The sequence below is a fragment of the Enteractinococcus helveticum genome (genome assembly GCF_020742345.1).
In the GTDB taxonomy this organism is placed as follows: Bacteria; Actinomycetota; Actinomycetes; order Actinomycetales; family Micrococcaceae; genus Yaniella; species Yaniella helvetica_A.
Map to the genome: position 1 here is coordinate 55,972 of NZ_DYXC01000069.1, position 12,495 is coordinate 68,466.

12 protein-coding genes are annotated in these 12,495 nt (G+C 56.7%); 8 read left to right on the plus strand and 4 right to left on the minus strand.

From position 1 onward, the window contains the following. Position 1: 1 nt before the first annotated feature. The 7 genes from ligA to K8V32_RS05625 all read left to right on the plus strand — a co-directional run bounded on the left by ligA (position 2) and on the right by K8V32_RS05625 (position 7,969). Positions 2-2,212, plus strand: coding sequence for an NAD-dependent DNA ligase LigA (ligA, locus tag K8V32_RS05595; protein WP_524536695.1), 2,211 nt, complete (start codon positions 2-4; stop codon positions 2,210-2,212). Then, positions 2,209-3,276 carry an inositol monophosphatase family protein gene (locus K8V32_RS05600; RefSeq protein WP_303904160.1) on the plus strand — a complete coding sequence of 356 codons (1,068 nt, stop codon included), beginning with the start codon at positions 2,209-2,211 and terminating at the stop codon, positions 3,274-3,276. The genes ligA and K8V32_RS05600 overlap by 4 nt, the downstream gene beginning before the upstream one ends. Then, the gene (locus K8V32_RS05605; RefSeq protein WP_303904163.1) at positions 3,270-3,818 is read left to right on the plus strand and encodes a GNAT family N-acetyltransferase; all 549 of its coding nucleotides are present in this window, start codon (positions 3,270-3,272) and stop codon (positions 3,816-3,818) included. Before K8V32_RS05600 ends, K8V32_RS05605 begins: the two co-directional genes overlap by 7 nt. Beyond that, positions 3,803-4,069 (plus strand): Asp-tRNA(Asn)/Glu-tRNA(Gln) amidotransferase subunit GatC, encoded by a 267-nt coding sequence (gene gatC / locus K8V32_RS05610; RefSeq protein WP_303904166.1) that lies wholly within the window; start codon positions 3,803-3,805, stop codon positions 4,067-4,069. Before K8V32_RS05605 ends, gatC begins: the two co-directional genes overlap by 16 nt. Then, the gene (locus tag K8V32_RS05615; protein ID WP_303904171.1) at positions 4,069-5,346 is read left to right on the plus strand and encodes an amidase; all 1,278 of its coding nucleotides are present in this window, start codon (positions 4,069-4,071) and stop codon (positions 5,344-5,346) included. The genes gatC and K8V32_RS05615 overlap by 1 nt, the downstream gene beginning before the upstream one ends. Continuing rightward, the gene (gene gatB / locus K8V32_RS05620) at positions 5,343-6,818 is read left to right on the plus strand and encodes an Asp-tRNA(Asn)/Glu-tRNA(Gln) amidotransferase subunit GatB (protein WP_303904174.1); all 1,476 of its coding nucleotides are present in this window, start codon (positions 5,343-5,345) and stop codon (positions 6,816-6,818) included. The genes K8V32_RS05615 and gatB overlap by 4 nt, the downstream gene beginning before the upstream one ends. An 83-nt stretch (positions 6,819-6,901) precedes the next feature. Then, positions 6,902-7,969 (plus strand): NAD(P)/FAD-dependent oxidoreductase, encoded by a 1,068-nt coding sequence (locus K8V32_RS05625; RefSeq protein WP_303904178.1) that lies wholly within the window; start codon positions 6,902-6,904, stop codon positions 7,967-7,969. Here K8V32_RS05625 and K8V32_RS05630 read toward each other — a convergent pair. Further along, complete coding sequence (locus K8V32_RS05630) at positions 7,966-8,799, minus strand: phosphotransferase (protein ID WP_303904181.1); 834 nt, start codon at positions 8,797-8,799, stop codon at positions 7,966-7,968. The two genes, K8V32_RS05625 and K8V32_RS05630, sit on opposite strands and share 4 nt — an antisense overlap. Positions 8,800-8,821: 22 nt before the next feature. Beyond that, positions 8,822-8,992 (minus strand): hypothetical protein, encoded by a 171-nt coding sequence (locus tag K8V32_RS05635; RefSeq protein ID WP_303904185.1) that lies wholly within the window; start codon positions 8,990-8,992, stop codon positions 8,822-8,824. A 274-nt stretch (positions 8,993-9,266) separates the two neighbouring features. On the opposite strand from K8V32_RS05635, the gene trhA reads away from it, so the two are divergent. Continuing rightward, positions 9,267-10,028: a PAQR family membrane homeostasis protein TrhA gene (gene trhA, locus K8V32_RS05640; RefSeq protein ID WP_303904188.1), complete on the plus strand. Its 762-nt coding sequence runs from the start codon at positions 9,267-9,269 to the stop codon at positions 10,026-10,028. A 416-nt stretch (positions 10,029-10,444) separates the two neighbouring features. Here trhA and K8V32_RS05645 read toward each other — a convergent pair whose 3' ends face one another. Continuing rightward, positions 10,445-11,089 (minus strand): VOC family protein, encoded by a 645-nt coding sequence (locus K8V32_RS05645; RefSeq protein ID WP_303904190.1) that lies wholly within the window; start codon positions 11,087-11,089, stop codon positions 10,445-10,447. Between the two features lie 290 nt (positions 11,090-11,379). Continuing rightward, on the minus strand, positions 11,380-12,474 hold the full coding sequence (locus K8V32_RS05650; RefSeq protein ID WP_303904194.1) for a baeRF3 domain-containing protein: 1,095 nt from the start codon (positions 12,472-12,474) through the stop codon (positions 11,380-11,382). Positions 12,475-12,495: the final 21 nt, after the last annotated feature.

The window sequence follows — 12,495 nt, forward strand, 5'->3', positions numbered from 1 at the left end:
AATGTCTGATGTGACTACTCCTGATCCTCAACTACTTGAGCACTACGAAAATCTCAAAGACCAAGTCCGCCATCACCGTCGCGCATATTATGTGGACGACGCACCAGAAATCTCTGACGCGGACTTTGATGTCCTCTTTCGAGAACTAGAAGATCTAGAGGCGCTCCACCCCAATATTGTCACCGGTGATTCACCGACCCAAGAAGTCGGTGGCGATGCTGTTTTCTCACCGGTGGAACACCTCTCACAGATGTATTCACTGGAAGATGTTTTCTCCTTTGAAGAACTGGAAGCTTGGTTTGCACGAGTCGGCGCAGGACTAGAACGTCTTGGTGCCGGTGACGACGTCGGCTGGTTGACGGAAGTCAAAATTGATGGCCTGGCTATCAACCTGGTTTATCGCAATGGCAGCCTGGTTCGCGCCGCGACTCGCGGGGATGGCAGGATCGGTGAAGATGTTACCCACAACGTGTTGACGATTAAAGAAATCCCCACCAAACTTTCTGGAGAGAATATTCCAGAGGAACTGGAAGTCCGCGGCGAAATTTTCATGCCGGGGGAGGCTTTTGTCGAACTCAATGCAGCACGTGCTGAGGCTGGACTTGCTCCCTTTGCCAACCCTCGCAACGCTGCAGCAGGGTCACTGCGTCAGAAAGACCCTGCCGAAACCGCAAAACGTCGACTCGCCATGTTCGTTCACGGATTCGGCACCGTCACCGGGGCAACCATTACCTCCCAGCATGAAGCCTACGAAAAATTAGCTGAATGGGGTCTACCGGTCTCGCCATACTCCAAACTCATTCGCGGGACCTCCGGCACTGTGGCCGATAAAGTTATCGACTACATAAACCACTATGGCGAACATCGCCATGATCTGGTGCACCAGATCGACGGGATTGTGGTCAAAGTTGATGACATGAGCTACCAACGACAATTGGGTTTCACCTCGCGCACCCCGCGTTGGTCGGTGGCTTATAAGTACCCGCCGGAAGAAGTGCATACCAAATTGCTCGATATCGCCGTCAACGTTGGACGCACCGGACGCGTGACCCCGTATGCGATTATGCAACCGGTCTTCGTTGACGGCTCGACCGTCTCGATGGCTACCCTGCATAACCAGGACGTGGTCAAAGCCAAGAACGTCAAAATTGGCGATACCGTGGTATTGCGCAAAGCCGGCGATATCATCCCAGAAATTGTCGGACCGGTGCTCCCATTGCGTGATGACGACGTCGTGGACTTCGTAATGCCAACTCATTGCCCATCGTGTGATGCCCTATTGCGTCCCATGAAGCAAGGCGACGTTGATTTACGGTGCCCGAACGCCGAAGGCTGCCCGGCGCAACTGACCGGCCGCATCGAACACGCCGCCTCCCGTGGCGGATTCGACATCGAAGCGCTGGGCGAAGAGGCTGCCACCTGGCTGACCAACGGTCCGGGCCCAAATCCGGCAGATAATGCAGGACGTGTCGAACCCACCGGTCCCGGTGTCATTACCTCCGATGGCCAACTATTTGATCTGGCGACCAACGGGGATGAAGAACTCAAAGCCAAATTGGCAGGGGTCCAAGTCTGGCGCGAGAAACGTTCCAAAGGTCAGGCCACCGGACAGTGGGAACTCGTACCGTATTTCTATACCCGCACCACCGGGCAACCGACCGCCAATACGAAGCGGCTTTTTGACGAACTGGAAAAAGCAAAATCCCAGCCACTGTGGCGCGTTCTGGTGGCCCTGTCCATTCGGCACGTTGGTCCAACTGCAGCCCGGGCCTTGGCCGCATCCTTTGGCACGATGGATGCACTGCGTGAAGCCGCTCAAGCAGAAGACTATGACCGCTTTACCTTTGTTGATGGTGTCGGAGAAGTCATCGCTAGTGCGGTTATGGAATTTTTCAATACCGACTGGCGAGTTGAGATCGTCCAGGCCTGGGCGAAAGCCGGGGTGACCATGGCCGATGAAGTCACCGAAGACTCGACCCTATTAGAAGGTCTGACCATTGTGGTTACCGGAACGTTAGAGAGTTTCACCCGTGACTCTGCCAAGGAAGCCATCTTGACCCGAGGAGGCAAAGCGACCGGCTCGGTGTCGAAGAAAACCGACTACCTGGTCGCCGGGGATAACGCGGGATCGAAACTCGACCGCGCCGAGTCGCTGGGCGTGACAATATTAGATGAGCAAGGATTTATAGAACTGCTAGCAGGAGAACGATGAAGGCATTTTTAGCGGTCGCCCGTGCCGCAGCAGAAGCCGGTGCAGCCCAGTTAGCCCAACGCCCAGACACGCTCACACCATTGGGTCTTGACGATCTGGGTGCCATGACCAAATCATCGGGATCGGATTGGGTAACTGACTTCGATCGCCGGGCCGAAGATGCTATCCGTTTCGTCTTACAGTCCTACCGTCCACACGACGAAATATACGGCGAAGAATACGGTGCTACGACTGTGGCAGAACCCAGCGGGTACCGCTGGTCGATCGATCCACTAGATGGCACCACCAACTTCATTCGCGGCCTACCACACTATTGCTCATCGGTTGCGGTGCAATATCAGGGCCGGTGGGTTGCCGCAGCAATTGTCGCCCCGGCGCTTGGTCGATCTTGGTGGGCTACTGCCGGTGGAGGAGCCTTTACCTCACAGACCGGTCGTCTGGAAGTGGGGCTACCCACCGACCCAGCCGAGCCGGTGCGGCTGAGCGGTCCAATCTTGGAACGTTCTGGCCGACTGTTGGCATCTGGTTTTGCCTACGACCCCGCTCGTCGTGGCTTCCAATACGAACAACTGCAGCGACTGCTGACCGCCGGGAAATTTTCGGATATCCGCCGAACCGGTTCCGCCGCCTTAGATTTATGTATGGTCGCCGATGGCACACTGGATGCCTACGCCGAGTACGGGCTGCAAGAATACGACTGGGCCGCCGGAGCGCTGATCGCCCAAGAAGCCGGCGTGCCCGTACGCCGTCCTGCATGGCAAGTCTCCGACACCACTGCAGACTGGACTCTTGCCGGCACCTTGGGCATCGCCCACCACGAACTTGACGTTGATCCTGACCACCCGGTGGGTCGAACTCAGCTCACCGGCAGCGTAGAAACCGCCGATGGTGCCGGGTGGATCGCCGAACAGTTGCAGCGCTTCCCACGCTCGGGTGATGGGGTGGTCATTGCCGACTTCCATGTGGACTTCACCGCCAACAGCTCACATGTCACCGTCACGGCGACCGGACCGCTCGACCGCCTCGAGATTCTACAACAACAGCTGGAGGCCGTTCGTTGGTAACCATCCGCCCTGCAACCCCTGATGATTATCTGGCTATTGGCGAACTGACCACGGCAGCATATGTAACCGCCGGACACGTCGCGCCCGACGACATATATGCACAAATCCTTGTGGACATGGCGGCTCGACAGCGCGACCTGTATGTTGCCGAGGTTGACGGTCACGTCGCAGGGGCAGTCAATATTGTGACACCGGGATCAGAACATTGCCAAGTGGCATACGATAACGAAGGTGAATTCCGCATGCTGGCCGTAGCACCCCAATACCAGGGGCGCGGTATCGGGCGTGCCCTGGTGCAATTCGTCTTAGACCAGGCCCAAGCCCAGGGACTGCAACGAGTAGCGATCACGACCATGACAACAATGACCTCGGCTCAAGCCATGTACGAGGCCATGGGATTTCATCGGGCACCGGAGCGCGACTGGAACCTATACACCGCCGGTTATACGGATGACCCCGAAGGACTTGAAACATTTTTGGTGTACATCTACCCGTTAAACTCAACAACTTCGAATAAAGGAGATTCATGGTTGACAACATAGCAGCGACCGCGCATATAGCCCTGACGGAGGAAGAACGCGCACAACTGGCGGCAGAATTTGATCCGATCATCGAATCCCTGGTGGTCACAGCTGATGATCAGCTCGCCGAAACTGTCAATCCGCTGCCAGTCAACAACGTGCTCCGCGCCGACGTGGTCGCCAACGAGTTGACCAACGAACAAGCACTATCCGGTGCTCCCGAAGCACAAGACGGACAATTCATGGTCCCTGCGATCCTGGACGGAGAATAATGAGTCTCACACAGCTAACCGCCACCCAGATGGCGGAACAACTCCGCGCCGGTGAAACCACCGCCGTCGAGCTGGTCACCGCCCACCTCGATGCCGCCTCTGATGCCTACGTGCACATCAACCGCGACGATGCGCTGAGCGTTGCTGCCGACGTCGACGCCGGCAAATACAGCCATCAGCTTGCCGGTGTGCCCGTGGTGCTATCCGACGTCATCGTCACCACCGGCATGCCAACTGGTGCAGGCTCGGCCTACCTGGAGGGCTGGGTTTCCCCATACGAAGCCACCGTGGTGACTCGCTTACGCGAGGCCGGACTGCCAATTTTGGGCAAGACCAGGGTCGCTGAATTTGGCATGGGCGATGATTCCGGCGCCCACCAAGCCGTAGCCCACTACCAAGCACCATTTGCCGTAGTGTCCGATACCGCAGGGACAGCACGCCACAGTGCCGCCCAGACCGGTACTGTGGCGGTCAAACCGACCTACGGTGCCATTTCTCGTTTTGGGCTGATCGCCGCGGTATCTTCGATGGATACGGTGACCCCAATTGCACGCAATACCGCAGATGCCAAAGCGCTACATGAAGTGTTAGTCGGCGTCGACGAATTGGACCCCACCTGCCTGCAGCACGAATGGGATTTTGGAACCGACGGTGGCGTAGACGGCATGACGGTGGGCATCACCACCACCCAACCAGATAACGTCTCAAACGACGCCTGGAACGACTACCAGGCCGGAATTCGTGTGCTGCAAGACGCCGGAGTCACAACAACCGAAGTCACCTTGGAATCCCTGAACCAAGCACGCCAGGCTGCCCACATCATTGGGGCAGCAGAGTTCTCGGCCAACCTGGCCAAATTCGACGGGATCCGATTCGGTAACCGCGTGACCCCCGCCAACGCTACCGTCCAAGACGTTATTACCGCCTCGCGCGGTGCTGGATTTGGCTATGCCACCAAGCGACGCATCATATTGGGCACCCAGTTGCTGTCCGCCGGCACAATCGAATCGCATTTCCGCCCAGCGCAGCGTGTACGCACCGCGATCATCAACGAACACAACCACGCGTTCAACACCGTTGACGCGCTGGCCGTGCCAGCCGTAACAATACAGGGCGAAGAATACGAGTCGACCACCGCAGGTGTTGGCGCATCCCTGGCCGGTTTGCCAGCTGCCAGCGTGGCAGGCGTACACATCTCGGCACCACCTTACGCAGACGAATTGGTTTATCGCATCAGCGCCGTCGTCGAAAAGATCACGGCAGGAGCAGCATCATGAAACAAGCCTTGCAAACGTATGAAGTCGTTCTCGGATTCGAAGTCCACGTTGAACTGAATACCCAGACCAAAATGTTCTCCACCGCAACCAACGCGTTCGGAGACCAACCCAACACCAATATCACCGCCGGTGACCTCGGCCTGCCCGGTACCCTGCCAACTATCAACGCCGCCGGTATTGATTACGGCATCAAACTCGGTCTGGCATTGAACTGCACGATCGCACCAGAATCCCGGTTTACCCGCAAACAGTACTTCTACCCAGACCTGGGCAAGAACTACCAGACCTCCCAAGAAGAACCCGCCATCGCCTATGACGGATGGGTAGATGTTGAACTCGACGACGGCGAAATCTTCCGGGTGGAAATCGAACGCGCCCATATCGAAGAAGACGCCGGCAAACTCACCCACATTGGTGGCGCGACCGGTCGCATTCATGACTCCTCGTCGTCGCTGGTGGACTACAACCGTGCGGGTGTCCCACTGGTCGAAATTGTGTCCAAACCCATCACCGGTGCCGGTGAACGTGCCCCAGAACTGGCACGCGCCTACCTGGCCACCATTCGCGACATCGTCAAAACCCTGGGGGTCTCCGATGCCCGCATGGAACGCGGTAACATCCGTTGTGACGCCAACGTGTCCCTCATGCCCATCGGCGCCACCCAGTTCGGTACCCGCACGGAGACCAAAAACGTCAACTCGACCCGGGCGGTCGCCGCGGCCGTAGAATCCGAGATCATTCGCCAAGCCAAGGTGCTCAAAGACGGTGGCAGCATCGTCCAAGAAACCCGACACTGGGACGAAGAGACCCGCTCAACCCGTTCGGGCCGTCCAAAATCGGACGCTGATGACTACCGCTACTTCCCGGACCCCGATCTAGGCCCGATCGTCACCGATGAGGCCTGGATTGCACGCTTACGCGCCGATCTGCCCGAAAATCCGGTCCAGCGTCGCCGCCGTCTGCGCGAAGAATGGCAGTTCTCTGACACCGAATTCCGCGACGTCGTAGCCGCCGGTGTACTTGACGAAATCGAACAAACCATTACCGCCGGTGCCACCCCCGAGGCCGCCCGCAAATGGTGGATGGGCGAAATCGCGCGCATCGCCAATGAACGCGGAGTCTCCCCAGAAGCCCTGGGCGTAACCCCGGCCGATGTAGTGGAGATCGAAAAACTCATCGCTGCCAAAACAATCAACGACAAGATCGCCCGCCAAGTCGTCGGACACATTGCCGACGGCGAAGGCCACCCAGCAGAAATTGTCGCTGCCCGCTCCCTGGCAGTGGTCTCCGACGACGGCGCACTGACAGCAGCCGTGGAGGAAGCCATGAGCGCCAACCCGGATGTTGTCGACCGCATTAAGGGCGGCCACATGCAAGCCGTGGGCGCCCTGATCGGACCGGTCATGAAGGCCACCAAAGGGCAGGCAGACGCCGGCCGAGTTCGCGAGATCATCCTCGAAAAGATCGGCTAGTAAAACGCGCTCAACACAACGCGGGTGACTTCGGCCACCCGCGTTGTTGCGGTTTAAAAATCAGGACACGACTAGGAGAACACATGATCATCATTGGTGGGGGCATAGCAGGAGTATCACTGGCCGCCGAATTATCCGAGCGCGGCCACGCGGTAACCCTGTTGGAAGCCGAAGACCAACTGGCCTACCACACCTCCGGACGCTCAGCCCAGCAGCTGGTCCTTGGCTATGGGCCACCAGCGGTGCGTGAACTGACCGATCTCACCGTCGAAATGTTGCTAACACGACAACAAGTCCTGGATGAACCGGTGGCCTGGCCCTCGAGATTTATGATGGTCGGAACCGAAGCAGAGATCGAAGCGCATGCCTATCCCGGACAAATTCGACAAGACCAACAAGCCGTCAACCAACTCCTCCCGGAACTCCGGTCCGAACGCTTTACCACCGGTGCCCTCGACACACGCTCATTACGCACACGAGCAGATGCCATGATCTGCTGGCTCGTAGATAGCGCCGAACACCTCGACATCCACCTCGGGGAACGCGTAACTGCAGCCACACGAACCAACGGCACCTGGCAGGTGACCACAACCAAAGCAACCTACCAGTCCGACGTCGTGATCAACGCCGCCGGGGCCTGGGCTGATGATATCGCCCAACGGTTTGGGATCAGCCCCTTGGGACTGACCCCACTGCGCCGAACCGCCGCAATTTTGGGTATTGACCGAATAATCAGTGCTGATCGTTGCATGATGATGACAGCAGACGGGTATTACTACCGCTATGAGGCCGACGACGCGATCCTAGCCTCCCCCCAGGAGGCTGAGCCTTCGCCAGCCGAGGACGCCCAGCCGCGAGCCAACGACATTGAGGAGCTGATTCAACAAATCCAATCCGACACCACCCTACGCATTACCGGTGTGCGATCTGCCTGGACCGGGTTGCGTACTGAAGCCGCCGACGGCGTGCCGGTTGTCGGATTTGATGACCAGCATCCCGGATTTTTCTGGTTGGCTGGCCAATCTGGTTACGGATTCCAAACGTCGCTGGGCTTTGCCCGACTGGCCGGCGACCTCATCGTCAATGGCGTCGCAGGCCAATGGGTCAGTGCTGCCTCAGTGGCAGCACTGGATCCGGGGCGATTACGTTAATCCTCGGCATAGGGTAGAGCTTGGTACGCCGCGAGAATGCGGGGCTGAACCTTCTTGTTGAGACGCCGCCATCCCGCCGCAGAGATATCCCAGGTTAACGCATTTGCCAAGGAATATAAGCCCAGTGCCCCGGACCAGACGCGAGCACGATGCGGTGTCGGCGTCAGCTCTTCAAGCGCCACCCCGTGCCACAAACTCAGATAGGTGGCATTGAGCGCCGTATCCCAGCGAGCCGCATAATCCCAATCAAGCACCCCCACCAGTTGGCCACCAACCCAGTGCATGTTGTGCCCGGCAAGATCCCCGTGCACTAAACCGGCACCAACTTCATCATCGGTCCAACCATGGACGTGGTCGGCAATCTCCCATGCCATCTGGTCTGCTACCACAGCATCCAGTGCGGTCAGCATCGCGTTGGTGAACCGGCCGCGTTGGGCAAACGGTGTGTTTAACGCAAGCCCGGTGGTGTCGTATTCGCCAAATACGGTGACGATATTGGCTAACGTGTTTGGATCCCCAACCCCATGAGGGTGCGCTGTGCCAGGAATATAGGTCTGCAGCACACCGTCGTCAACAGCTGATAACGGCGTCGGGAGCATCCACGGCAGGTCAAGCTGATCAATCAGTCGCATGGTGCGGGCCAGTTGTGCATCGGTTCTGCGTGGAAGGCGGGCCACTGCCAGCTCGTCGGCCAGCAAAATCAGATGGTCTTTGCCGCGTTCAACCAGTTGAGCATCGTGCCAGTTATATTTTGTCAGCGCCTCGGCTAGCTCTGTGGGGACGGTCGGGAGCAGCTGTTGGGCAAGACGATAAGCACGGGCAGCAGGCATAGCATGATTGTATCTGTATGACTTACCTCAAGTGGTGTACGACGACGTCGTGCTGAGCATGCGTCGTCGGGGACAACAGCGAGTGCTTCGATTCCCACACCAACACACCTGGTCTGGAGAATCCGGCCACCTGCACAACAGTTCCCGCGGTGGGATGTGCACCCCAGACTTCGCAGGCCGATACGTGCGCCATATGCTGAGGTCTCATGGGGTGTCCCATTATTAATGCGTGATGCTAAGCGTTCCATACCGATACTGTTTGTCGAGAGAACACGGCGGTCTTAATGCCGTAGTGGCTCGGTGTGTGGTGTTTGCGCATTGTTTTCTGGGCCAAGCCGAGTGCTCATGATCGTGCTCATCCCCAGGTTGAGCCGCGAATCCATCGAGAAAAGCTGCTCGTCGGGTCTATGATGTACAAGAGATCCAGCTCACGCTGTGACATAGACTGGCTGATATCGTCTCATCCAGTGACTACGGCATACCGGTCCTGCAACTGGGATGCGGTCAATGCTTCGACCTACCCAATGCATCCAGTGCTGCCGCTAGGAGTATCCATGTCATCCATCAATGCCACCCCAAGCAGTGTTACACCGTTGATCCCGTTGCCGCTGAAACCGCGTGCGCGTGGGTGGATTCATCTGGTGGCCACCCCAATAGTTTTATGCGCCGTAATGGTTGCAATTGCCTTCCCCGAGAGTTTTGGTCAGCGCTTGAGTGTTGCTGTGTTTGGTGCCACCTCGGTCATCCTGTTCGGCGCCTCGGCGGTATACCACCGAGGCAATTGGTCCGCAACGGTGAACGACTTCCTACGCCGCCTAGACCATTCAAATATCTTTTTGCTGATCGCAGGAACCTACACACCACTGACCGTGTTGGTACTAGAACCGGACCAACGAAACCTGTTGCTGACGGTTATCTGGTCCGGTGCCATCATAGGAATCCTTATGCGACAGTTTTGGTCGACTGCGCCCCGTTGGGTTTTTGTCCCTATCTACGTAGCCCTGGGGTGGGTTGCAGTGTGGTTCTTGCCGGAATTCTATGCACTGGGCGGCGCCTGGGTGATGTGGTTTATCATCCTCGGGGGAGTCTTTTATACTCTGGGTGCTATCGCTTACGCCACGAAATATCCAAACTTCTTTCCCAAGACATTCGGGTATCACGAGATCTTTCATCTGTATACGGTTATCGCTTGGACATGCCATTTCGTCGCCATCCTGGCAGCGGTGTAGGCAATTTTCTGCACGAACCTCCAAAGCCCGCGGCCAGGAGCTCAATGCAATATGGGCATGCAACCATGAGCGTGGTTAATAGCGCCTCGCCTCAGCACCATACGGCATATAAACGCATGGAACAGCTGTGGTGCCGGGCGCCGAGACAAAGCTCCTGGCTGAGGTGCAAACGATATCTTTGCCACCCCTGCTCATGTTGGAGAGGTCTTAGAAGGCGTCGAAGGCTTCGGTCTCCAGGTTGCCGACGATTCGTAAGCACCCGAGTTTTGAAGATCCATGGGCAAATGTCTTTCGCATCCAGACGGTAGGGGATTGAGCCCGTGCTGATCTTTTTAAAGACCAACGGTCATAAACGTGCTCCACGCAGTGGAAGCAGGTTCATGACCGTTGTGTCTTCGAGCGGTTCGTGAAGAATCCTAGATGGTGACCAAACCTTTTGGTGTTGAGAACGTGACCTCTGCAATACCGGGGGTGCCCGATGGTGAGATGTATTTGATGTTCAGGTCATCGACCAACTCATTGGAGTCAGACAGACCCAGCCAGTCGCGAACCCGTGGCCGGTTTCCAGCGATGGTAATCGATTCAATGGCAGCCTGGGCCGGTTCTGCTTGTGAAGGATGCAGGGCTTCAGTGCCCTCATTCCATTTCAGGATGTATGGGACTTGGGGGTCGGCGATGAGTCCCTTGATACCGATTTGTTGCCACTCGAGCGTACGACCATCAGGGAAGGTACGTGCTCCAGGAACAGCGCGACGGTCGAGACGATCTTCGAATGGGGACATGTCGTCAACGGAGACGACCCACCCCATCCAGCCGCCGCCCATATTGGAGCGAGCACGCACTGCTTGGCCGAAAGGTGCCTTTTCGGCAGCAGGGTGTTCAAGTACCTCGACAATTTCGAAGTATTGGCGATTTTTCATCGGGAAAAAGACGTTACGCGTCCCGAAGCGCGGATGAACGCCACCATTGACCCAGTCGATACCGAGCATCTCGGCGATCTCATCGGCGGTAGCATGGAGTCCTTCAGGACCTACAGCATAAGAAACATGATCCAAGCGCATGTTCCTCAGCATGACATGAGATCACAAAGGCGATCGAAATGTGTCACACTGTGCGGCTTGTTTACGGTCATTTCCGACATTTACTGAGGTAAAAATGCCATGTCAGTGCCACCGGGGGCTATTTTGCGAAGAAATCCCATGTGTGTCGTATATTACTTGAAAATGATTGAATATCCGCTAAGTTCGCCTGCTGCCACCGTGTAAGTCCCATGCGGTATCAAATAAAGCTCCCTGAGTTTTAGATCCGAATCTTGGATTTGAAACTCAGGGAGCTGTCGTCAAGGAAATAGTTAGTAGCGCATCAAGGCAGCCACATTTTCGACACGGCCATCGGAGATGATGACGATATCACCGGAATTGAGCTTGGTATGCAAGATCGCGGTGTTGACATCGCCGGTGCCGTCTGAGGCATTCAGTGAGGGATTTATGAACAAGGTATCAATCCGACCGGCTACAGCCGCTTCGCGAATCAAGTCTGGTTGAATCTCACCCAACCCGGTGCCTGACACATCGGCAAAGCGATCATAAGCAGCATCGTCGTTCGAGGCGAAACGTGGCCGGACGACACTCCAGCCGGCTTGTTGGAGTTCGCGATTGGTCAGAGCGTCCGGATTGCCGGGAATGAAGTCTTCAGCAATGACTGGATAAGAACTGGACGATTTGATGCCACTGACGTTCTCTGCGACGCCGGCCAAAACCAATGGTTGAGACCGGGCTCTGCCGAGCAGGTCACCTAAGGACGAACCGACTTCGTGCAAGAAGCGCTGATTTTCGGTCTCTTGGTTATCTGAAGCCCCACCCTGACCATGGAAGACTGCGCCGCCTCCACCAATACTACGGTTTTGCAATTGGGTCTGACGATCGTCGGTGTCTACAACGTCTTCAAAGGTTTCTGGAACGATTTCCTTGAGGTCCAACCGTACGACAGAGTCTTTGGTTGCATCCAAGAGGCGTACCTTATTGCGGGATACGGCCAAAACGTAATAGGCGTGAGATTTTGTAAGGGCTTCGGAGATAGGGCGTAAAACAAAGTGTTCTGCGACATGGGTATACTCGGTAACTGGCACACCCAGTCGGTAGATCAGGTTGAGACCCCGTGCGGCAAACAGTGCTAGGGATTCACCTTGTTGACGCAAAAACGGGGCGTCGGTCGCAATGGCATCGAATGATGCCAACATGTCTTTTGCATCGGACTCTGGGACGCCTGCATTGACCAGTTTACGCCGAGCCTCGTTCACCAGTGACTTGACACGGGTTGCAGTGTCTTGCGGTTGGTGTTGTGGGGGAGCGGTCGGCAGAAAAATAGTGACCTTCGGGCCGCTGGCTTCGGCCATCGCCTTCAGGTCATCGGCTGTGATCTCATCAAAGTATCCGAGTTGTTCCATGGCACAACAATACAACTTGTC

Coding starts and splice junctions, on each gene's coding strand:
- K8V32_RS05635 (WP_303904185.1), bottom strand. CDS start 8,992: ATGGCGCACGTATCGGCCTGCGAAGTCTGGGGTGCACATCCCACCGCG.
- K8V32_RS05600 (WP_303904160.1), top strand. CDS start 2,209: ATGAAGGCATTTTTAGCGGTCGCCCGTGCCGCAGCAGAAGCCGGTGCA.
- K8V32_RS05625 (WP_303904178.1), top strand. CDS start 6,902: ATGATCATCATTGGTGGGGGCATAGCAGGAGTATCACTGGCCGCCGAA.
- gatC (WP_303904166.1), top strand. CDS start 3,803: ATGGTTGACAACATAGCAGCGACCGCGCATATAGCCCTGACGGAGGAA.
- K8V32_RS05630 (WP_303904181.1), bottom strand. CDS start 8,799: ATGCCTGCTGCCCGTGCTTATCGTCTTGCCCAACAGCTGCTCCCGACC.
- K8V32_RS05650 (WP_303904194.1), bottom strand. CDS start 12,474: ATGGAACAACTCGGATACTTTGATGAGATCACAGCCGATGACCTGAAG.
- K8V32_RS05615 (WP_303904171.1), top strand. CDS start 4,069: ATGAGTCTCACACAGCTAACCGCCACCCAGATGGCGGAACAACTCCGC.
- K8V32_RS05645 (WP_303904190.1), bottom strand. CDS start 11,089: ATGCGCTTGGATCATGTTTCTTATGCTGTAGGTCCTGAAGGACTCCAT.
- ligA (WP_524536695.1), top strand. CDS start 2: ATGTCTGATGTGACTACTCCTGATCCTCAACTACTTGAGCACTACGAA.
- gatB (WP_303904174.1), top strand. CDS start 5,343: ATGAAACAAGCCTTGCAAACGTATGAAGTCGTTCTCGGATTCGAAGTC.